We start from the raw sequence: 22,187 nt of genomic DNA on the forward strand, positions 1-22,187 counted from the left end.
TTTTCAGGTAGATTATTTAAAATCTTTTTTAAAATAAGTAATTCAATTTTTCTTTGCAATGGTGTTCTATCTAAAAGACACAACAAGAAAAGGAGCACCCCGATGCCCACGAAGGAATGCTTATGAATGCCCAGAGTGATTCAATCGACATCGCCATCATCGGCTCAGGCTTTGCCGGGCTCTGCATGGCGATCAAGCTCAAGGAAGCCGGGTTCACCGACTTCTTTATTGCCGAGCAGGCCGACACCCTCGGCGGCACGTGGCGGGACAACCACTACCCCGGCTGCGCCTGCGACGTGCAGTCCCATGTGTATTCGTTTTCGTTTGCGCCCAACCCGGACTGGACACGGCAGTTCGCGCCGCAAGCGGAAATCCGTGCTTACCTGGAGCAATGCGCCACGCGCTTCGGGTTGGCGCCCTACCTGCGTTTTGGCATGGGCCTCGAGCGCGCGGTGTTCGATGAGCCCCAGCAACGCTGGCAACTGAGCTTCAGCGATGGCCGCCAGGTCAGTGCGCGGGTGCTGGTGTCGGGCATGGGCGGTCTGTCGCGCCCGGCGTTGCCGGACATTCCAGGTCTCGACAGCTTCAAGGGCAAGCGCTTTCACTCCCAACAGTGGGACCACGACTATGCCTTGAAGGGCAAACGCGTCGCGGTGATCGGCACCGGCGCCAGTGCCATTCAGTTCGTGCCGAAGATCGCGCCGCACGTGGCCCATCTGGACCTGTTCCAACGCACCCCACCGTGGATCATGCCCAAACCCGACCGGGCGATCTCGCCTTTTGAACGCTGGCTGTTCAAGCACCTGCCCTTCACCCAACGTCTGGTACGCGGCGCTTTTTACTGGGCACTGGAAGGCCGTGTCGTCGGCTTTGCCTTACACCCACGGCTGATGAAAATGGTGCAGAAAATCGCCCTGCGCCACCTGCACAAACAAGTGGCTCGCCCGTCCCTGCGCAAGACCCTGACCCCGGACTACACCATCGGCTGCAAGCGCGTGCTGATTTCCAATGACTACTACCCCGCGCTGTCGCGCAGCAATGTCGAGGTGGTCACCGAGCGCGTGCTGCGCATCGAGGCCGACGGCGTGATCACCGCCGACGGTATCAAGCATCCGGCGGACTGCCTGATCTTCGGCACCGGCTTCCAGGCCACCGATCCCCTGCCCCGCGACTGCATCATCGGGCGCGGCGGCGTGGACTTGATGGACACCTGGCAGGACGGCGCGCATGCCTACAAGGGCACCACGGTGCCCGGCTATCCCAACCTGTTCCTGATCATCGGGCCCAACACCGGCCTGGGGCATAACTCGATGATCCTGATGATCGAAGCCCAGGTGACCTACATCCTCGACGCCCTCCAGCGCATGCAACGGCACGGCATCGCCACGGTGGACGTCAAAGCTGGCGTGGAGAGCGCCTACAACCAGCAGTTGCAAGCCAAGCTCAAACGCACCATCTGGAGCACCGGCGGTTGCCAAAGCTGGTACCTCGACCCGCGCACCGGCAAGAACACCACCCTATGGCCCGGCTCGACCTGGCGTTTCAAGCAGGTCACCCGGCAGTTTGCGCTCAAGGATTATGTCGCCAACCGGCAGCCGGGCGACGTGCCCAGCCGCCCCCTGGCGACGCCCCACTCCACGCCTGAAGGGAGCCTGTCATGAAATCATTCAACGACCGCGTAGCCGCGATTACCGGTGCGGCATCCGGCATGGGCCGAGCGCTGGCATTGGCCCTGGCGCGGGAAGGTTGCCACCTGGCGCTGGCCGACAAAAACAGCCAGGGGCTGGAGCAGACCTTGGCGCTGATCAAGACCTCAACCCTGGCGCCCGTATTGATCACTACCCAGGTGCTCGATGTGTCCGACCGCCAGGCCATGGAGGATTGGGCCGCGCGCTGCATGGCCGACCACGGCAAGGTCAACCTGGTGTTCAACAATGCCGGGGTTGCCCTGTCGAGCACCGTCGAGGGCGTGGACTACGCCGACCTGGAATGGATCGTCGGCATCAACTTCTGGGGCGTGGTGCACGGCACCAAGGCATTCCTGCCGTATTTGAAAGCTGGCGGCGAGGGCCACGTGATCAACACCTCCAGCGTGTTCGGCCTGTTCGCCCAGCCTGGCATGAGCGGCTACAACGCGACCAAGTTTGCCGTGCGCGGCTTCACCGAATCCCTGCGCCAGGAGTTGGACATGCAACGCTGCGGTGTCTCGGCCACCTGCGTGCACCCCGGCGGCATTCGCACCGATATCTGCCGCAGCAGCCGTATCGACGCGAACATGACCGGTTTCCTGATCCACAGCGAACAGCAGGCCCGCGCCGACTTCGAAAAGCTCTTCATTACCGACGCCGACCAGGCCGCCAAGGTGATCCTGCACGGCGTACGTAAAAACAAACGTCGCGTGCTGATCGGCCGCGACGCCTATTTCCTCGACCTGCTCGCCCGTTGCCTGCCGGCGGCCTATCAAGCCTTGGTGGTGTTCGCCAGCAGGCGCATGGCCCCGAAGCCCCGCACGCGGGTGTTTGAAACCAACGACGAGTCCCGTCTCTGAACAGGAGCACGCAGCATGTTGCCGATCCGCCGTGACATCCATTTCGCCCTGCCTGCCGAACGCATCAAGGACTGGCACGAGCAAGGCCCGTTCATCACGCATTTCTTCAATGCCCTGTCGCTGCTGTTTCCGCAGGGCGAGCTGTTTTTCATGGACAGCGTGCGCCACTACCGCCAGCGCATCGACGACCCTGAGCTGAAGAAAGAGATCCAGGGTTTTATCGGCCAGGAAGCCATGCACAGCCGCGAGCACGTGGCCTACAACGACTTGCTGCAAGCCGCGGGGCTGCCCGCGCACGCCCTCGACCGGCGCCTGAAGTTCATCCTCGACCTGCAGAAAAAACACTTGCCGGCGTCCTTCAACCTCGCGGTGACCATTGCCCTTGAACACTACACGGCGATGCTTGCCGAAATCCTGTTGAGCGACCCGTCGCGCTTCGGCGACTCACTCAAGGGCTACCAACAGATGTGGTACTGGCACGCCTTGGAGGAAACCGAACACAAGGCGGTGGCGTTCGACGTCTGGAACAGCGTGATCAAGCCCGGTCCCAAGCGCTACTTGCTGCGTACCGGGACCATGCTGTTCACCACGCTGTTATTCTGGCTGGTGGTGTTCGACTTCCACGTGCGCCTGCTGATTGCCGACCGCAAGTCGGGCGGGCACCTGAAAGGCTTCTGGCGCATGCTGAAGTTTCTGTATGGGCCCAAGGGAGTCTTCCCACGCATGCTGGTGCCGTGGCTGCACTACTTCAAACCCGGCTTCCACCCCTGGGACCACGACAACCGTGCGCGCCTCGCCGGTATCGACGCCCTGGTCGAGGACATCGAGCAGGTCCGGCGCGGTTATTAGCCCTGCGCCAGGGCCTCGCGCTCACGCACAAAGCCTTGCAACTGATCGTCCGGCAGCGCCTTGCTGAAATACCAGCCTTGAATAATCAAATCGGCACCCGTATTCAGGAAGGCCAGCTGCTCGGCCGTCTCCACCCCTTCCACCACCACGCCCAGATTCAACGCCTCACAAAAGCGCAGCATGCCGGTCATGACCTGGGCGCCCTTGGGGTCATGCTGCGCCACCACAAAGCTACGGTCGATCTTGATGAAGTCCACGGGGAATTGGTGCAGGTAACTCAGGGCCGAGAACCCGGTGCCGAAATCATCGATATAGACCTTGGCACCGATGGCTTGCAGCTTCTGAATGGTCTGGCGTGTGACCTGGATATCACTCACCAGCGCATCTTCGGTGATTTCCACTGAGACCTGCCCGTGGGCCTGGGCGAGGATTTCCACCAGGCGTTCGCCATAGGCGGCGTCGGTCAGGGTCGCACTGGAAATATTGATGGTCATCGGTAAGCTGAAACCGAGTTTCTGCCACTTCTGGTAGTGGCGAACCGCCTGGGATGCCACCCATACATCCACATCCGGCATCAAATGCGCCTGGGCCAGCCACTGCAGGAACTCCCACGGCGAATGCACTTTTCCGTCGGCATCACGGGCACGCATCAGTGCTTCACAGCCGGTGCACAAGCCAGTGCGGGTCGAGACCTGCGGCTGGAATTCAAGATAGAACTCGTAGTCGCTGATCTGCTGGATGCGGCTCAGTTCATTGGCCTGGCGCGCCAGGGTCTTGTGGGACGCGAGCACCGGGTCCAGCTCGCGCAGACGGCCCTTTTCCTCAAGGCCACGGAAAGTCATGTCCAGGGACTTGAGGTACACCGTGCCCCCTTCGGTGGCCTGGCGGTGGATCGCGCGCACATACGGCGCATACACCAGCGTGCCCAGCCCCAGCAGCGCCACCTGCAGGGCTACCGCCACCCAATCACCGTGGGTGCTCAGATAGGCATTGAGCAGCACCGGCGCCGTAAACGGCACGCTGACCACCGCCGGCGACACCCACCCCATCTGCACCACCGTCAACGCCAGCATGGCGTTCAATGCGGGTACGATCAGAAACGGTATGAACAAACGCGGGTTAAGGATGATCGGCAAACCGAACAACAGCACTTCACTGACATTGAACAGTGAGAGCGGCAAACTCGCCACCGCCAACAGGCGCATGGACTGGCTCTTGGAGAACAGCAGGATCGCCAGCAACAGGCACAATGCGCCGCCCGAGCCACCGATAAACGCAAAGCTGCCCAACAGACCGCCGTTCAACACATACTTGATCGGCTCACCCGCCGCCAGTGCAGCGCTGTTCAGCACCACCGCCTGATCCAGCACATCGAACAGCGGCTGCATGGCGTACACGCCGTGGATTCCGAAAAACCACAGCAGTGAATTCATCAAGGTCACAAACAAACCGCTGCCGTACGGCGACTCCAGGGCATCGAGTACCTGGGGCCCTTGGAGCTGTGCCACATAAGGGATCTGCAGCAGCAAGGACAGCACGCTCACCAACGCCAATGCGGTGATGACGCCCGGCACGACCATATTGATGGTGCCTCTCAGGTTGTGCCCTACCAGCTCTTCGTTGACCAGCCGAGTCCAGCGATAACGGTGCAGCCAGGCAATGGCCGGCACATTCAGCAGCGGCGAGGCAATCGCGATGAACAGCACGAAGGTGGCTGAGGCCCGGGGGTAGTCACGCAGGATAAACGTCGCAACCACCACATGGGCCAGGCACAGGAACGCGACGGGCAGCTGTGGGAGTCGATGCTGGATCGCCAGCATATAACCAATCGAAGCGGCTACCAGCAGAGGGATCACGGAACTGATCTGGTTGTGCAGCCCGGCCAGGAACGTCACCCAATGCGGGTCGAAGCCCAGCACGCGGGCAGATTCAGACAAGATCAGAAAGCCCGCCGACACCAGCAGGCACGGCAGGATCCACAACAGCCCTTCGCGAATCGCCCGCAGCGACTCGGTGCCGGCCAGGGCGGCCAGGCGCTGGGTGAAGAAAAGTTTGAACAGCGTTTGCGCCATGACCCATCCCTCTGCCCATCGCCCACTGTCCTTGGAAGGCAGGGCCGGAAACACCGGGCTAACGCTACACGTCCAGGCACGATGAGCGAAAGCCTTTTGCCACGCATCTAAGTGAATTTTCCGTATTGGATGACAGGCAATTCCGTGTTTTTTCCAAATAATTGAATGTTCCGACCTGGGCCAATGTCCGAATCTGCTTCAATGGGCATTATCCGAGTGTCACCCTACCGTTGCCTTTGTTTGGAGTAAGCCCTTGTCACAACCCGGTGATAACCATCAGCTCGCGCTGGACAGATTCCTCGACGCACATCCCGATGTCGCCACTGAACTTAACACCCTGAACCCGCTGGCCGCCCAGGCCAAGGGCGAAACCCTGGCGCAATACCGTGCCGAACGGCTGCATGAAGCCTTCGAAGCGGAAGCCGAGCGCCAGGGCCTGTTTGCCTGGGAGTTAACCCTCAAACTGACCGCCGAATCCGGCGAAGCCTTTGAAGCCCAGCGCCTTGAGGTGCATAAGGAAGTGGCGCAGATGGCCGGCCTGAGTTGGGTCGAATACTGCCAACTGCATGACCTGGCCGGTTGACGCGTTACCCCAGGAACCAGCGACGTCGCCTGCCGCCCAGGACTTCGCGCAACTCGGCGACACATACCCTTCGCTGCTCCGGGTCCATCGCCAGTGCGGCACACAACGTTGGCCAGCAATGCCTGGGCAGTTGCCGAGGTCTCGGCAACCGCTGATTGCGCTGGCGCTCGCCGGGACGCCGTCCCTCGGCCAGCTCATACAACACACACGCAACCCCATACAGGTCCGCGCTGGCTGACGGCAACCCTCCGGCCATCAGCTCCGGTGCCGCATACGCAGGCGTCCAGGCATTCAAGCGACTGCGGCTCAAACCCGGTAAACCAACCCCTACCTGCGCCTCGGCATGGCCCAGGCCAAAATCAAACAAGCGCACCCCCTGCTCCCCCACCATGATATTCGCCGGTTTCACATCGCCATGCAGGACGCCTTGCCGATGCGTGTAAGCCAGCGCATCCAGCAATTGCACGGCCATAGGTTGCAGCTCCTGCCACGGCAGGCCTTGCGGGCGTTCCGGGAGCATGCGGTCGAGGGTCAGGCCGGGCATCACTTCCATGGTGAAGAATGCCACCTGGTGGGCCGTGTCTACCTCGAAAGAAAATGCGCGCACCACGTGATCATGGCGCAGGCTGCGGGTCAGGGCGAACTCGCTGTACAACAATAAATGCGCATCGGTGCACGCGGAGAGTGTCTCGCCCAACAGCTTCAGCGCCACACGGCAGTCCGGCTCGCCGAACGCTTCATGCAGCAGGTCCCGGGCGCGATACACCACGCCCATCCCGCCTGAACCGAGGATCCGTTCAAGCTGATAGCGGCCCGCAAGCAGGCTCGACGGGCCCGCTGCTGCGTTCATGGCTGGACCACCACGGCGGTCAGGTCATCTTTCGCTGCCGCCCGTAACGCGTCGCTGAACAAGCGCTCCACCACCTTGCGCGGCGTACCCGCACTCATGGCGCTCCCCAGCTCACTGTGGCTGAGCCCCTGGTACAGGCCATCACTGCACAGTAAAAACACATCCCCTGGATGGGCACTGAACTCCAGTATCTCGAGGCTCAGTGGCTGTCGGGCACCAATGGCGCGTGTCAGTGCCCTGGCGTCCGGATGAGCCCGAGCGCGTTCCAGGCTCAGTTGCTGCTTATCCATCAGTTGCTGCTGCAAAGAGTGGTCGCGCGACAGCTGATACAGGCACTGACTCCGCCAGAGGTAGCATCGACTGTCACCTGCCCAGATACAGGCTGCACGGTCGTGTTCAAGTAACAGCACAACCACCGTACTGCCCATGATGCCCGCCAGGCCATCGGCGGCTTGCAATTGGCTGTCGAGGTCACGCAAGCAGCGTCGCACCGCGTCGATCCGTTGCTCGAAGCCCCCATGGGCTGGCAGTGCGGCAAGACTGCTGACCACCCGTTGACTGGCCACATTCCCGGCACGATGGCCGCCCATGCCATCGGCGACCGCCCAACACCCGCGTTGCGGGCAATCAAGCCATGCATCCTCGTTGCGCGCACGGCCCTTGCCTTGCGCCGTGCGCCCTGCACTTCGCCAACGCAGCGCCCAGTTCACAATTGCTCCGGCAGGCGGAAGGTGCGCCATGTCGCGATCTGGAAAGGACTGGGGTTACCCTGGCTGGTGAGCAGGTAATTGGCACGGAGGCCAGCCAGGTCGGCCTTGAGTATCTGCGCGTCCCTGCCGCTGGCAGGCTCGCTTTGCATCAGCTCGAAGAACCGGAACAACGACCAGGTGCCACTGTCTTTTTCGATGCCCAATGGCCGCTCGGCGCCGCGTTCCAATACCAGGCTGGTGCGCCCATTTCCGGACGCGTTCGGCCAATGGAACACCATCGGCACGATCGGGCCATGCCGGTACTCCAACTGCTGACTGCCCACCTGCAACGTTGCCCGACTGACGGCTTGATCCAGGCTATAGGGCGCCAGCGTAAACCTGACGGCCCAATCACCCCGCTCCTCGTTGAAAAAACCTTGGCGAATGGTCTGGGCCCTGGTCAGTTGGTCCAGCAACGAACGTGACATCGGCAAGCTGCGACCCTCCAGGGCGCGCAAGCGATAGCGGGTGCCCTCTACGCTGACAAACGGCCGCAGATAACCGTCATAGAAACGCTCCATGGCCCCCTTCGGTTTGAAGAACGCCTGGAAATCGTCCAGGGCGACATCGCTGCCAGCATGGGCATTGAACGGGTAGCGGTGTTGGATCGCCTTCGTATAAAAGCCATAGACCTCGCTTTGATAACGCTGATTCACGTACCCATACGCGTTATCAAGCAGGTGGCGCCAGCTTTGCTCGGCAATACCTTCGAACCATCCCCTGAGCGGTTGCGGCAACCGCGCTGCCGCATCACGCAGGTTGCCCAATAGCGGCTGCTGCCCATCCATCCGCTGCCTGGCCAGCTTGAACGCGGCCTGCTCCGGTGAACTGTCCCGGTTCAGTGTCGACAATTGCAGGTACAGCTCATCGAGCAGGCGCAATGCCTGCGTCAACTCGACCCCGGGGTTCTGCTCTTCATCGAGCAACTGATGCAGAGGCTCGAAGCGGCGTTGCAACGCGCGCCGGGCATTATCGGGCAGCGCTTGGCGCGGTAACGCCTTGGCCAGCGCGCCAGATACCTTCTCGCCTGACTCTGCAAGCTGTTGGCTCACCGTACCCAGTTGTTCGTGAAGCGGCATCAGTCGTGTGTTTTCACGCACCTGCTGCAACAGCTGCACCAACGCCGACTGAGCGGATGTAAGACTCGCAAGCTGCTCCGTGCCGCGTCTCAGACTGTCACTTTCCAGCAGCCTGATTCGCCCCAGGGCATCACTCCAGGCATCGGCGTATTCGCTGAAATAGCGCTGTTCCAGCTCCAGCATGAGTTTGCGTAAGTCCATGACACTCAGGTCGGTGGCTTCCCCCAGCACCCAGTTGTCCTGGGCAATGGCATTGACCCACTGAGGGCCCTGCGTTTCGAAAAACTGCAGGTATTTTTTTGTGTAGAAACCCGGGATGGGTCGCTCAACCCTGGAAAATGCGGGGCCTTCGGCCAAGCGGTAAGGCTCCAGGTTCCGGGCTTGCTCCCGCAGTGCCCGGTAGACCACCTCTGCCAGTGACTCACCCCGTAACGCCAGGCGAGCCTGGGCGACCAGTTCATCGTTCAACGGCGCCTGGAACCCTTGCTCAAGAAGCCGAGCAAAGTGTCCGGCCAGGCGTTTATGCGCCGCAGCTTCCCCCGCGTACCCGGTAGCCCACTGCCCAGCCACCTGCTCCGCCAGCCAACTGGCATCACGTCGTTCGGGCAGATTGAGCATCAGGTAGGCGCGCAGGCTGTCCAGCAGCCGTTCACGGTCTCCCAGGCTCGCTCGCACCTGTTCTCCGAGCAACGTGGTCACGTAGGGCAGCAATTGTTGATGCAAAGCGTGTTCATAGGCACTAGTCAACGGTGGACGACTGACATCCCCTTGATACAAGCCCGCCCGATCAACCCACCGCACCTGCGCCGGCGGCGGAAATACGGCTGTCGCCGCCAAGCGACTCTCCAGCAGCGCCAGCAACGTCTGGCTCTGGTCCGAACCGGGGTGAATGGCGGACTCGGGTTGGGTCAACGCCTGAAGCTGCACCAGTCGCTGATGGTTGAACGAGTAACTGTGCAGCCACAGCGCCCCCGCCGCGGCGATCACGACAGATGCGGCCAGCGCCAATAACCCATGGCGTCGACGTAGGCGCCGACGCTCCGGCGTGTGCAATCCGGCAAGATCGGCCTGCGCGAAAACCACGCGATTGAACAGGCCTTGGACAAAATGGGGACGTACATCGCCGCTCTTTGCACAGGTCAGGTAGAACCCTCGCAAACCGTTGATACGCTGATGGCGATGGGCGGAAAACGCAGCCTCGATAAACACGCACAGACAGTCGCCGAGGCGTGCAACCTGCCGAGGAAAATCCAGCATCCGGCCACGGCGCTCAAGGTTTCGCTCCTGGTGCAAGCGCGGGATCAACTCGGCTCCCAGGCGTTGCAGCAGGGCTTCGAATGCCTGGCGTACCTGCTCAATATCAGTGCCGGCCGGGCCTGCAACCAGGCGCTCACCCAGCACATCTTCGGTGCTGTCGCCCTGCAGCGCATCAAAGAACTCGGCAAACCCAGCCAGCCGATCAGCCTGGGTCAATACCAGGTAAACCGGCACATCCACATGCAGTGTCTGCTGGATATCCTGCAAGCGGGTACGCACGTGACGCGCGTGAAGCTCCAGGTCGTGTTCACTGCTGCGCAAAAGCGTGTCGACGCACAGCGTCACCACCACGCCATTGAGCGGCCGTGTTCTGCGCCACGCCTTGAGCAGGCCCAGCAATGTCGACCATCCCGCCCCATCTACCGCGGGTTCAGGCTGGTCCAGGTAGCGGCCGGCCATCTCGACCATCACGGCTTCGTCGGCAAAATACCAGTCACAGTAAGCCGCACTCCCTGGGAACGCCGCTTCGGTCCGATCGAGCGGAGCCTGCAGGCCACTGGCGGCCAACAACGAGGTCTTGCCGCTGCTCCGCTCGCCAATCAACAGGTACCAGGGCAGTTCATTGCGCCAGCGCTGACTGTGCTCGCCGTAGCGACGAGAGGTCTTCAACGTCAGCAGGGCCTCCTTGAAACGCCCCCGTACGTGGCTTATTTCGTTGTTGACCAACGCCTGCCGCTGATGACGGTCGAGGTGTTCAGGCTGATCCGCCCGAGCGGAGCGGCGTGCGCCCACCACGACCATCGCCAGCCCCCACAGCAGCAACAACCCGCAGATGGTCAGCAAACGGGAGGTCGGGCTTTGCCAGAAACGGTAGTCATCCACCGCCAGCAAAGGCCCCAAAAACCACACCAACAGCGTACTCGAGAGCACCAGTAACAGGCTCCAGACCCAACTCTTGCGCAGTACCGCGCCCGCGCCCTTGAAGAATGCGTTCATACCTAGCTCCCAGCGTTACAAGGGCGTCCGAGACGGGACTGACACCGAAGATTGAAAAGGTTGCAGCGCCGTCATGCGCTCCTGGCCCAACATCCAGGCGAACCCTGAATACATCGCAAGCAAACAGGCCACTACACAGATGACGACCCAGGTGGTGGAGACAAGGCGAATCCGCGCCTGAGAGGCCCTACCGGTTTCCGGCGAAATGCATACCGGCAGCCGATCACCGCGCACATGCCTGATCTGGCGGTACACCGCATCGTGCAGGGTTTCCAGCTGCACCCGCCCCCGCTCCATGACGCGATATTTACCTTCGAAACCCAACGACAGGCACACGTACATAAGCTCCAGCATGGCCACATGCTTGACGGGGTCGCGGGACAATCGCTCCAGCAGTTGGAAAAATTTTTCACCGCCGAAAGTTTCGTTATGGAAGCGGCTCAGCAGGCTGGTCTTCGACCAGTCGCTACGACTGCCCCAAGACGTCGTGACCACAGCCTCATCAATGACACTGCACAGCACATAACGCGCCGACATCACCTGACTGTTCTCTACGCCTTGGTGCAAGGCACGCGCCTCAAACGCGTTGACGCCCGATGACAGCTGGTCATTGAGTGCCTGCAGGCTTTCCCGACCAGGACCGGCCTTGAGCTGAACAACCTGCAACAAGAGCTCCCAGGCGGCTGCCAATAAAATATTCGAACCCATCTTGAATGGCGGTGCGCCCTGCAGGTGGGCGGTATAGATCATGCGGTCTTCCAACTGCTCGAAGCGAGGCGGCGACGGGTAGTCCGTGACGGCGCCCCGCACCGGGCCCAACCCTTCACGGTCAAGCAGCACGGTTTTTTCATCCTGCGGGTATTCACTGTCCATAGTCATGGTGTTCAGTTCCTGATAGCCCAGAAGTTGAGTTCCAGCTCGGCGAACTCGCCGCTGGCGTGGAAGGCGAAACCACCGGATTGCTCCAGCTGCGTGATATCCCGTGGACTGAGCTCGAGCATGAAATAGGTCTTGCCGGCGTGGAACGGGATCTGCCGCGGCGCTACCGGCAGCGGCTTGACCTTGATGCCTGCGAGGTGCAGGTTCACCAGTTCACGGATGCGTTCCACGGGGCCGATCTTGAGATGGGCCGGCAGGCGATGGCGCAGCTCCTCCGAATCGCACTGGGCGGTGGCCGCCAAAATAAACGTGGCCGCACCGAGTAATTTGAGATCGCTGACTGGGCAGACCAGCACTCCGTACTGGCGCTGCTGCAGCGTCAGCTCAATGGCATGCTGTTCCAGGACCAGCGACAGCACCGTGCGAAGGCCTTCCATCAGCCCGCGAAAGCTCGCCCCTTGATCACCATGCCGGTAGTGCGTCGCCAATTGCGCACGTTTGTTGTCATTGGCGAACGTCGACAGCTCACCAAAAATCGCCAGCAACTCCCGATATAACGCTTCCGGACGGACCTGGGCCTGGCCCAGGTAATGACGCAATATCAATTCCGCACGATTGATCAATTGCAGCATCAGAAAGTCGCCGACCTGCGCCCCCGCCGACGCGCCGGAACCCTGGATGCGTGCGGCTATCGCATCGCCACGGGTGGCCAGCAGGCTGATCACTTCTTTGATGCATGACGACACATACCCCGAGCCCTGGAGATAGATGAACGTCGGCACAAAATCCACGTCCAGCGTCACGCCGCCTTCATGGGTCGAATCCAGGACCTGGGCGACCTGGAGTTTCACGTAGTAAGGATCACTCGGTTGTTCCCCCAGCATCAGGCGTAAATCCGGACGTGCACAGTTGATCTGGCAACGGGAATCCACGCCGGCATTGGAGTCTCCGATCTCCGTTTCACAGGCGACATAACGTGCCAGCACATCGCCTTGCTCCTGCGTGCGCACTTCAACCTGATTGCCCGTCGCCAGGGGCAGCGCGAGGTACACGGCTTGCCTGCCGGCGTTGGCAGGTACCTGCAACACCAGGGGTTCCATGGCGCCGCTCAGTTCGAACAGACTGCCATCCGGCAATACGCCACTTGCCTGGTTGACCACGACCTTGCCCAGGTTGAGGTATTGCACATCGACGTCCAAGGTCAGGAAACCCCAGGCATCACTGCTCAACAGGCGACTGCGGTTGAGTTGCCGATGGTAGTAGCGATCATTGTGCTGCAAGTGCTGGGGCCTCAGCAGCATGCCTTCCTGCCAGATAACGTTATGGATCTGCATCTCAATGCTCCGCCGTGTCGGTTTGAGGCGCCGCCATCCGGATACCCGCCTGGTCCAGCACAAGGTCGGCACGGGTCAGTTGGCTCGGGGCCACAGGCACTACCAGCCGCCATTGCACATGGGGCAAATCGCGATAGGCCGCCAGCACGCCGACATAACGGCCATGGGGTTCGACACTGAGTTTGAGCGCCAGCTGTTCGCCGGGACGCAGCTCCCATTCCTCGCTGCTGAGCCAATCCTTGGACAGTGTCTGCTCGGCCCGGTCGTAGAGGCTGAAGAAGTCGGCGTTTTCAAAAGCCACCGGGTGCCGTAGCTCAAGCAGGCGCACCACTACGGGCGAGGGACGGCCGTGAAGATCGGGGTTGACCGCCTCGCTGGCCGTCAACGTCAGGTCCAGCTTGGTCAGGGTCGAGAACGGTGAAAGCGTGCTGCAACCCGTCAGCAGGCCCAGCGCTAACAACGTGGATGTAACAGCGACTCGATACATGAATATCATCCTGGGTACCCGGCGTGCAGGGTGGAGACCAGGCGCACCTGCTCCTCGTAGGCTTTGGAAAAATCATTGCGTAACAACTGCTCGCCCAAGGGATCGTCGTCCATCAGCCGTCGATAGTGGCGTTGATACGCCCGCCAATGGACGCCATCGGTAAACAACTTGGCTGGCCTGCCCTCGCGCTCGAAGCAACACAGCAGGTGCCCAGGCGCAAAGGCCGCCAACGCGGCACGTACGGTGGCTCGGCAGGCCACGACCAAGGCCAGTTGATGAACTTGCAGGTCCCGACAGGTCTGGGCAACCGCGTGCTCGGCAGCGCGTTGGTCCGGCGCGCAAGCATCCAGCAGCGACGTCAGGGCTGACTGGGTGTCGGCAGCATCGTTAAACGGATTACGGAGACTGAGCACCGGGGCAGCCAGGGTGCCGTTGATCTCACTGTTCAGCTCGTGGCAAGTTCTCAGGTTTTGCTGCAACCCTTCGACGGTTTGCCTGAGCAAGCCCGCCACCTTGATCGCCAGGCCCTCACGACCCGGTGTATCAAGCGTGTCCATAGGCATGCCCAATGCTTGCGCGAACTGTGCCCAGAATGCTTGCGAAGCACCCGATGCAGCGGTAACGGGCTCTGGAGATAGGACCTCCTTGACCGGTTCAGCCCATGTCGGTACGACCAAGTGATCGCGGTCCACGCGCCCCTGACAAAGCGCTTGGATCGGCGCCGGCGCTGATGTGTCCAAGGCGTCCAATTCTGCTGATGAATCGCCACGCCGTTGCTCGCGATCCAATGCTTGGACAGGGTCAAGCCCCAGGAACGCATCGTCTGGAATCATGTCATCCCGCGCAAACGTCTGCCGGGCATCCATCACCAGGCGGGCACGGATATCCAGCGCCCCCAGTTGGTACACATCACCGTTACTGATGAGCCGGGCCTGGCCCTTGCAAAGACGCTCCATGCTGCCTGATACGCCGATGCCGTTGCTGCTGATGTCCGTCAGAAAGTAATGGCCTTCCCGGTAACTGACCAAGCCGTGGTGGCTGGAAATCAAGCGATTGGCATCAGGGATGATCCAGTCACACCCCGACCCACGGCCGATCACGCCGCCAATACGATCAAACGTTTTGCCGACAGGCAGCACACCGCTTGCGGTACTGCAGACTTCAAACACTAATTGCATGGCAGCGCTCCCCTGCTCACTGCCCACGACGGGTCGCCTGGGGGTCACCCAATGGACGGTAGTCGGCATCATCAAAGACATAATTGGCGTTACAGCCGCTCAACAAACACAACGCAAGCACCACGGCTCGCCACGGATGAAAAGACATCAGGTATCTCCCATGAAAGTAAGGTGCCCACACGTCGCCCGTTCAGCACTCCTCACGGGCATCACCGACGGGAATCTTCAGACGCGCCAGGCGGTAGAGCAGCGTGCGGCGTGCGACGCCCAACTCACGTGCAGTACGGGTGCGATTACCACGATTCTTGTGCAGGCAATCGATCAGGACTACGCGCTCGACGCGCTCCAGGCGTTGGCGCAACGTCGCGTCGACTGACTCACTGGTCGCGGGTGCAGACAACGACAGATGGGCCGGCAGGATCACGCCGTCATCACACTGCAGTACCGCACGCTCCACCAGGCATTTGAGTTCACGGACATTGCCGGGAAAGGCGTGACTGGAGAGTTGATCCAGGGCTGCACTGGACCACCCCACCGGCGCACGCCCAAGCGCAGTAGACGCCTTGTGTGCAAATTCGCGCGCCAACAGCAACACATCGCCGTCGCGCTCACGCAACGGCGGCAGCTCGATAGGAAATTGCGCAAGCCTGTAGTAAAGGTCCTCGCGAAAACTGCCTTGGGCCACCATTGCGGCGAGGTCACGGTGGGTCGCGGCGATGATGCGCACATCGACCTTGTGGGCTTCACTGGCCCCCAGTGGGCGTACTTCTCCTTCCTGCAAAACCCGCAGCAACTTGGCCTGCAGCGACAGTGGCATATCGCCGATTTCGTCCAGGAGCAGCGTGCCACCATGCGCAGTGTCAAATAGCCCCGTGTGGTTGCGCTCCGCCCCCGTGAATGCACCTTTGCGGTACCCAAACAACTCACTTTCCAATAGCCCTTCGGGAAATGCCGCGCAGTTCTGCACCACGAACGCTTTGCGCTTGCGCGGCCCCGCAGAATGGATCTCTCGTGCGACCACCTCCTTGCCTGTACCGGTCTCGCCGCGCAGCAATACGGTATAGGGCGTATTCAGCACCTTACCGATCAAGCGATACGTCTCATCCATAGCCTTGCTGCTGCCAATCAACCCAAACGCAGCACCGGGGGATGGTGTGCCGTCATGGGTTGGAGCGACACCCTCTGCGGAACGCTTACACCGCAGCAACGCCAGTTGCATCAAGGTAAAACTGCCCAGTTGGCTCAAGGAGGCGGTGTGGTCCGGCCAGTTTTTTTGGCGCTGGCTGGCACACAACAACACGCCGTTGATGGCTTTGCCTCGATTGAACAACGGCACGCATGACAACGCTTGCCAAGGTGACGCCATCGCCGGCAGGAACCCGTATTCGTAAACGCTGCCCGTTAGATCTTCCAGGCTAAGGGCGCTTTGATGGCTGAGCACGTACTGCAACACTTGCTCATGCTGAAAGTCCTGGGTGGCGGCCGGGTCACTGGGGCAGTGCACGCCGGGCAAATGCTGGGCGAGCAGTTCGAGCCGACCGGTGGACTCATTGCGCCAGTACAATTGGCTGAGTTCGCACTGGCTCAGTTGCGCCACCGCTGCGACACAAAGACTGGGCAAGGTGGCTTCGTCGCCCTCGATGCCCAGGCGGATAAACCAGCCGAGCAGCGCATCGGCGCAGGCCAAAGGATGAGGGATCTGAGTGAGCCGGCTATCCCTCATTGGCTGAACTCACAGATGGGATGGCCATTACCCTGGACGCGGGCATGCACCTGTGACAGGGGTTCACCTTGAGCCATGGCCTCCAGCAGCCTGTCCACCACTTGCGGCAACAAATGGAGTTCGATCCATTGATCGATGTAACGAGCACCGCTGTCACCGTGGGTACACCGCTCGGCCATGTGTGCAACCAGCTCCGGCGTATAGCTGAAGGCCAGTTTGCGCAGATGCAAGCGCTGGCCCAGACGCTCCAGCTTGAGCCTGGCCAGGTCATGCAGAATCTCACCCGTGACCGGGTAATACGGCACCACACGCATCCGCGCCAACAACGCAGGCTTGAAGTGATCGCGCAACAACGGGTGGATCGCCTCTTGCAGCACGTGCACATCAGGTCGCTGGTCGCCAGCGCATAAACGGCCGATGCACTCGCTGCCCAGGTTGGACGTCATCAGGATCAGCGTGTTGCGAAAGTCGATTTCCCGGCCCTCCCCATCATTGGCCAGGCCCTTGTCGAAAATCTGGTAGAACAGGTTCAACACTTCCGGGTCGGCCTTCTCGACTTCATCGAGCAGCACCACCGAATACGGACGTTGGCGCACGGCCTCTGTCAGCACGCCGCCCTCGCCAAAACCGACATAACCGGGCGGTGCGCCAATCAATCGAGACAGCGAGTGCTTTTCCTGGAACTCCGACATGTTGAGGGTGGTGACAAACCGCTCACCGCCATACAACAGGTCGCCAAGCGCCAACGCAGTTTCAGTCTTGCCCACACCACTTGGGCCAACCAGCAGGAACACACCGACCGGGGCCTCGGTCTTGTTGAGCCCAGCTGCGACGGCGCGCAGGCAACGGTCCAGGGCTTGTACCGCCTGCTCCTGGCCGAGAATGCGCGAGCGCAGCGCATCGGCAAAGCCCAAGACCCGTTCACTGTGCTCGAGCGCCAGTTGTTCAACCGGGATGCCTGTCCAGGCACTGATGACCTGGGCCACCAGGCGCGGACACACCTGCTGCGCCGTCTTTTGCTGTTCAAGCCAGCGTTGCTCCAGATGCTCGCATTCGCAGCCCACCGCCTCCATGCGCTGGTTCAGCGCGTGCAGGACCTGCTCATCCACAGAAAGCCCCGAGTCGTGATCCCGGCTCAGTGCCTGAAGCTGCCGCGCGCCTTCAGCCTGTTCCGCGTGCAGACGCTGCAATGCTTCCGGCGCCATCTCTTGACGGGTACGCAAGCGAGCGCAGGCGGTGTCGAGCACATCCACCGCTTTGTCAGGTAACTGCCGCCCGGCCAGGTAACGGGCACTCATCTGCGCCGCCGCGACGACCGCATCGTCCCGCACGTAGACGCCATGGCTTTGCTCATACACCGAAACTAATCCGCGCAGTATCGAAACCGCTTGCTCGACACTCGGTTCACCGACCAGCACAGGCTGGAAGCGCCGGGCCAAGGCCGGATCTTTTTCGAAGTATTTCTTGTATTCCGTCCAGGTGGTGGCAGCAATGGTGCGCAGCTCACCACGGGCCAGGGCGGGCTTGAGCAGGTTGGCGGCATCCGACGTGCCCGCCTGGGCGCCCGCCCCTACCAGCGTATGCGCTTCGTCGATAAACAGGATCACCGGTTTTGCCGAGGCATTCACCTCATCGATCACACCCTTGAGGCGTCGTTCGAACTCACCCTTGATGCTGGCACCCGCCTGGAGCAGGCCCATGTCCAAGGTCAGCACCCGGACATCCTTGAGAGCGCCCGGCACCTGTGCGCTGGCAACACGCAGCGCGAAGCCTTCGACAACCGCGGTCTTGCCGACTCCGGCTTCACCGACCAGTATTGGATTGTTCTTGCGCCGGCGCATGAGGATGTCGATCAACTGGCTGATCTCAGCGTCACGACACAACACCGGGTCGATACGACCTTCATGGGCCTGGCGTGTCAGGTCATGGGTGAAGCGCCCCAGCAGCGATTGGCCCTCAGGCGCAGGATCGGTCGCCGCCACCTGACTCAACACGAAACCGTGCACACGCTCGACATCCAACCGGTTCAAAAACGCCTGATAGGCACTGCCTGCATGCTCCAGCGGATGACGTAACAACGCCAGCAACAGGGCGCCCTGATCGATTTCAGTCTGTCGCAGCTCCAAATGAGCAACCATCAAGGCCTGTTGCAACCATCTCACCAGTGCCTGGGCAAATACAGGATTGCGCGAAGCACTCGACTCCCCCTTGGGTTGCAGGGTGGCTTGTAGCTCTCCGGCGTCGAGGCCCGCATCCGCCAGTGCCCTTGCCAGAAGGCCATCGTGATGTTCCAGCAGGGTCAACAGCAGGTCTTCCACCAGCACTTCCCTGCCGCCGCGCGTCACGCAGCGTTCGGCCGAACGCTCCAAGTCTCGACGGGCCAGGGGGGTCAATGTCTGGATCAGTTGTTGCAGGTCCACATTCATCATAACGATTCATCCCTAATGAGCATTGCTCGGCACAATGACCACACCGTCGGCGCATTCATGTGCCAGCCAACTGGTCCAGCCCAGGCGGCAGACGTTGTGTTCGCCAATGTGCAGCGGCCTTATCTCGTCCTTGGCCAGCACCAGGCGCAGGTCATATTCCAAAGGATCACGCGCCGTCAGCCGCACCAATGAACACAGCTGCGGGTAGTCCTTGCCAGTGGGTAGAAACCCATGGAATGCTTGCCAGCCCAACGCCTGCAGATGCACCCTGAACTTGCCGCTGCGATCGTCGACCTGGCCCCCCAGTACGTGGTCATGGCCAAGCACGCTGTTCGCGGCACCCAGCCGATTTCGCTGTGAGTCAGCGATAACAACCCGGCGCTGGACCCATTGCTCGACGAACAAGCGGTTGTGCTTGAAGTAGTAGCGCAGCACCGTCTCGATCAGGGCTGCCGAATGCGCCCGCAGGCTGAGCAACCCCAGGTAAGGCAAGAGCCGCTTGCAGTTCAATTGCGCAGCACTGCGAATCTGCTCTCCTCTTAACCCGACCAACGCAAACATCTGTTCGGAAAAGGCGTCACGTGCGCCTGCCTGGAAACACGCCCGGTAACGATATTTTCGCCAGATCGGCAGCATCAGCCGTTGCAGGCGGTGGTGAAACACATCGAGAAAATCGCGGGTAGCGTTGCCGCCTGCCCCGTCCGCACACGCCTGCTCGCCATAAAACGCGGGCAACGGCGACCCTGCACCACACAGGCCCAGCACGTTAAGGCGCAGACGCGCACGCAACTGGCCGTGCTCGACAAAAAAAACCACCCGGTCAATATCGTGGCCGGGAAACCCCAGACCTGGGTTGGCTTGAAACTCCAACAGGTCATACAGCGCGTCGTCGTCCAGCAGCGGATGAGCATCACGCAGACGCTTGACGACCTGCAGAACCGCCTGGAACAGCGAGTACTCGCGGATAACCCGAGACAGTTGCGTTAAAGCAGGGGCTGCTGCCCCATCCGTGGTGGCCATAGGTACACGTCTCCTTGTGTGCTGATGACTCTTAGTTCGTGATAGGCATTGAGGCTGGCGTAGAGCGCGAAGAATTCGTTGAGTACCGAGGCAAATACGAATACTTCGCCCTGGCCCAGAAAGCCCTGGGGGTCGACGGTCAGGTCAATTCGTACCCCCCGAAACGGCAAGCCACGGTGCAATCGGTCGACGGCTGAGTGACTGACTGAGCGCATCGCGCCCAACCTTCTCTCGCTGACCTTCTGTGCCTGTCGGTCGTGGTAGCGCGCCAAGTCATAGGTTTGGAGAATCACTTTCAAGGCATTTATGTCGCTTAATGACAGGTAGTTGAGCGACATATTGCTGATAAGCCGCCATAGAAAATCCTGGTCCAGCGGCGGAGAAAAACTGGCGGTGGGTGCGCAGATATTCTGGAACGAAACCCCCTGTGGCGTCTGCTCGCAAGGCTGGTTGATGTCACCGACCTGCAGCCTCCGTGGCAGGTTGTGATTGGTGCACGTCAGTTCGATCGAGAGTGTTTGCGGCTCCAGTTTCAGGCCGTTACCAAACCCAAGCCAGGTATCGAGGCCGGCATGCTGTGACGATGGCCGTTGGCGAATGCTGTAGCTCGGGGGGCCCTCCGATCCCTTGGTGTCGCCATCATGTTCAAAGGATTCGAAAGGTACGTAGGTCTGATAGCCAAGCCCTCCAGGCTGCCACCCCGTGACACTGTCGACGGAAAATACACTGGCGCTCTCTCGTGAATAGTCGCTGGGAATCAGCAGGTACTCATCCTGCTTGCCGTCCAGGCGGATGGGCACCGCGTCATGCTTGAACAGGTTGACGATGGGCGTGCAGTACAGCTTCACGTTATCCAGGGTGGGCAGTTGGGATTCACGCCAGGGATTGCGCAATTCGAAGCGCAACACCATGCCGCCTACTTGTTTCAGCAACTCGCCGGGCAGCCTGTGCAATGCGCCCAGCCCGCCCACATCAACAAACAGATATTTCTCAGGAAAGGCAAAATACTCCTGCAGATGGCGATACCCGCGAAAGGTATTCGACGGATACGGAATCAACGCCTGCTCCTCGCTGAATCCCACCGGCTGTACCTGGTCAGCCCCCAGCCGCAGGGATATTGCCTGCCCATCGGCCCCTGTCACCGGCAGGCCATCGTGGCCCAAAGGCTGCAACTCGATACCTTCAAGATGACGCAATAAGCTCAGGTACAGCGCCTGGCTGATGTAGCGGTCTCCCGCCAGATGCAGGCGCAGCTGATCGAAGGTCAACTCACCGAAATTACCTTCGGCACTCATGCCCAGACGCAGGCTCAACACCCCTCGCTCTGCGTGGGCGCTGTACTCCAGCGCACTCAGTTGCAGCGGCAGAATCTGCGTGGCGTAACAGGTGCGAAAGCGGCAGCGTTCGTCATTGACGGCGGCACTTTCAACCGGCGTATCACGCGCCACCCACACGCCGGGGCCTGCATGCTTCAACGGATCAAACTGCAGGATGCTGAACGCGGGCATCGGTCGCATGTAATTGGGCCAGAGCAAATGCATCAACGAATGCGTCAGCTCCGGAAGCTCGTCATCCAACTTCTGGCGCAAGCGGCCAGTGAGAAACGCAAAGCCTTCCAGCAACCGCTCTACATCCGGATCCTGGCCGGACTCCGCAAGAAAAGGCGCGAGCGCCGGATTGCGCTGGGAGAACCGCCGCCCGAGTTGGCGTAACGCACTGAGCTCGCTTTGGTAGTAACGGTTAAAGGACATCCGGCAAGACCTCTACCCGACCGGCGTCACATAACCGCGCGGTAAACACCACGGGTTGCTCGGCACCCTTGATCACCAGTGTGGCTTCGATAGCGAACGCCAGGGCCAACGGATCATGATCCCGTGGCAATGTCTTGACCCGCACCTGCTTCAAGCGCGGCTCGTAGGCGCGGATAAACCGCTCGATCAACACGCGCGACTGACTTAATGATTCATGCAGGCTCTGATTCATATCATTAAGGTCGGGCAAGCCGTAGTCGGGCAGTGTCTGCACACTGCCCGCACGGATGCTGAGCATTTTCCCCAGATGGAGTGCAACCGATGTCACGCCACACGCCCGGGTCGTCGCCGGACGCTCGAGTCGCTCGAAAAGGCTTTGGTAGTGGGGCATTCCCTGGCCTCG

18 protein-coding genes are annotated in these 22,187 nt (G+C 60.9%); 4 read left to right on the forward strand and 14 right to left on the reverse strand.

The window, feature by feature from the left end; all coding sequences use genetic code 11:
* Positions 1-122 precede the first annotated feature (122 nt).
* Genes ACI512_RS21350 through ACI512_RS21360 form a run of 3 tightly spaced genes read left to right on the forward strand, consistent with a single transcriptional unit; the run spans position 123 to position 3,397 of the window.
* A complete protein-coding gene (locus ACI512_RS21350; protein WP_405121313.1) occupies positions 123-1,661 on the forward strand; it encodes a flavin-containing monooxygenase in 1,539 nt (512 codons plus the stop codon).
* A complete protein-coding gene (locus ACI512_RS21355) occupies positions 1,658-2,548 on the forward strand; it encodes an SDR family oxidoreductase (RefSeq protein WP_046034770.1) in 891 nt (296 codons plus the stop codon). Before ACI512_RS21350 ends, ACI512_RS21355 begins: the two co-directional genes overlap by 4 nt.
* Before the next feature lie 15 nt (positions 2,549-2,563).
* Positions 2,564-3,397 carry a metal-dependent hydrolase gene (locus tag ACI512_RS21360; RefSeq protein WP_046034769.1) on the forward strand — a complete coding sequence of 278 codons (834 nt, stop codon included), beginning with the start codon at positions 2,564-2,566 and terminating at the stop codon, positions 3,395-3,397.
* Here the strand turns inward: ACI512_RS21360 and ACI512_RS21365 are convergent.
* Positions 3,394-5,469 carry a PTS sugar transporter subunit IIC/EAL domain-containing protein gene (locus ACI512_RS21365; RefSeq protein WP_236380152.1) on the reverse strand — a complete coding sequence of 692 codons (2,076 nt, stop codon included), beginning with the start codon at positions 5,467-5,469 and terminating at the stop codon, positions 3,394-3,396. The genes ACI512_RS21360 and ACI512_RS21365 overlap by 4 nt on opposite strands.
* Positions 5,470-5,722: 253 nt before the next feature.
* Here ACI512_RS21365 and ACI512_RS21370 point away from each other — a divergent pair, with 253 nt between their 5' ends.
* Positions 5,723-6,052, forward strand: a complete 330-nt coding sequence (locus ACI512_RS21370; protein WP_064052137.1) for a DUF6388 family protein — start codon at positions 5,723-5,725, stop codon at positions 6,050-6,052.
* A 4-nt stretch (positions 6,053-6,056) separates the two neighbouring features.
* Here ACI512_RS21370 and ACI512_RS21375 read toward each other — a convergent pair whose 3' ends face one another.
* The 13 genes from ACI512_RS21375 to tssE are packed head-to-tail and all read right to left on the reverse strand — an operon-like array spanning position 6,057 to position 22,175.
* Positions 6,057-6,902 carry a serine/threonine-protein kinase gene (locus ACI512_RS21375; protein ID WP_236380150.1) on the reverse strand — a complete coding sequence of 282 codons (846 nt, stop codon included), beginning with the start codon at positions 6,900-6,902 and terminating at the stop codon, positions 6,057-6,059.
* Positions 6,899-7,612, reverse strand: a complete 714-nt coding sequence (locus ACI512_RS21380; protein ID WP_236380148.1) for a PP2C family serine/threonine-protein phosphatase — start codon at positions 7,610-7,612, stop codon at positions 6,899-6,901. The genes ACI512_RS21375 and ACI512_RS21380 overlap by 4 nt, the downstream gene beginning before the upstream one ends.
* The gene (tssM, locus tag ACI512_RS21385) at positions 7,609-10,983 is read right to left on the reverse strand and encodes a type VI secretion system membrane subunit TssM (RefSeq protein ID WP_405121314.1); all 3,375 of its coding nucleotides are present in this window, start codon (positions 10,981-10,983) and stop codon (positions 7,609-7,611) included. Before tssM ends, ACI512_RS21380 begins: the two co-directional genes overlap by 4 nt.
* Positions 10,984-10,998: 15 nt before the next feature.
* A complete protein-coding gene (gene icmH, locus ACI512_RS21390; RefSeq protein ID WP_064052133.1) occupies positions 10,999-11,862 on the reverse strand; it encodes a type IVB secretion system protein IcmH/DotU in 864 nt (287 codons plus the stop codon).
* Between the two features lie 5 nt (positions 11,863-11,867).
* Positions 11,868-13,196, reverse strand: coding sequence for a type VI secretion system baseplate subunit TssK (gene tssK, locus ACI512_RS21395; RefSeq protein ID WP_231808273.1), 1,329 nt, complete (start codon positions 13,194-13,196; stop codon positions 11,868-11,870).
* A gap of 1 nt (position 13,197) precedes the next feature.
* The gene (gene tssJ / locus ACI512_RS21400) at positions 13,198-13,683 is read right to left on the reverse strand and encodes a type VI secretion system lipoprotein TssJ (protein WP_405121315.1); all 486 of its coding nucleotides are present in this window, start codon (positions 13,681-13,683) and stop codon (positions 13,198-13,200) included.
* A 5-nt stretch (positions 13,684-13,688) separates the two neighbouring features.
* Positions 13,689-14,861 (reverse strand): type VI secretion system-associated FHA domain protein TagH, encoded by a 1,173-nt coding sequence (tagH, locus tag ACI512_RS21405; RefSeq protein WP_236380145.1) that lies wholly within the window; start codon positions 14,859-14,861, stop codon positions 13,689-13,691.
* 16 nt (positions 14,862-14,877) lie between these two features.
* Positions 14,878-15,009 (reverse strand): type VI secretion protein, encoded by a 132-nt coding sequence (locus ACI512_RS21410; protein WP_080943345.1) that lies wholly within the window; start codon positions 15,007-15,009, stop codon positions 14,878-14,880.
* A 42-nt stretch (positions 15,010-15,051) separates the two neighbouring features.
* Positions 15,052-16,584 (reverse strand): sigma-54 interaction domain-containing protein, encoded by a 1,533-nt coding sequence (locus tag ACI512_RS21415; protein ID WP_405121316.1) that lies wholly within the window; start codon positions 16,582-16,584, stop codon positions 15,052-15,054.
* The gene (locus ACI512_RS21420; protein ID WP_405121317.1) at positions 16,581-19,013 is read right to left on the reverse strand and encodes an AAA family ATPase; all 2,433 of its coding nucleotides are present in this window, start codon (positions 19,011-19,013) and stop codon (positions 16,581-16,583) included. The genes ACI512_RS21415 and ACI512_RS21420 overlap by 4 nt, the downstream gene beginning before the upstream one ends.
* A 12-nt stretch (positions 19,014-19,025) precedes the next feature.
* Positions 19,026-20,033 (reverse strand): type VI secretion system baseplate subunit TssG, encoded by a 1,008-nt coding sequence (tssG, locus tag ACI512_RS21425; RefSeq protein WP_064052127.1) that lies wholly within the window; start codon positions 20,031-20,033, stop codon positions 19,026-19,028.
* Positions 19,997-21,784 (reverse strand): type VI secretion system baseplate subunit TssF, encoded by a 1,788-nt coding sequence (gene tssF / locus ACI512_RS21430; protein WP_405121318.1) that lies wholly within the window; start codon positions 21,782-21,784, stop codon positions 19,997-19,999. Before tssF ends, tssG begins: the two co-directional genes overlap by 37 nt.
* Positions 21,774-22,175: a type VI secretion system baseplate subunit TssE gene (tssE, locus tag ACI512_RS21435; RefSeq protein ID WP_046034757.1), complete on the reverse strand. Its 402-nt coding sequence runs from the start codon at positions 22,173-22,175 to the stop codon at positions 21,774-21,776. The genes tssF and tssE overlap by 11 nt, the downstream gene beginning before the upstream one ends.
* Positions 22,176-22,187 lie beyond the last annotated feature (12 nt).

Source organism: Pseudomonas petroselini, from assembly GCF_045037875.1.
Lineage (GTDB): Bacteria > Pseudomonadota > Gammaproteobacteria > Pseudomonadales > Pseudomonadaceae > Aquipseudomonas > Aquipseudomonas petroselini.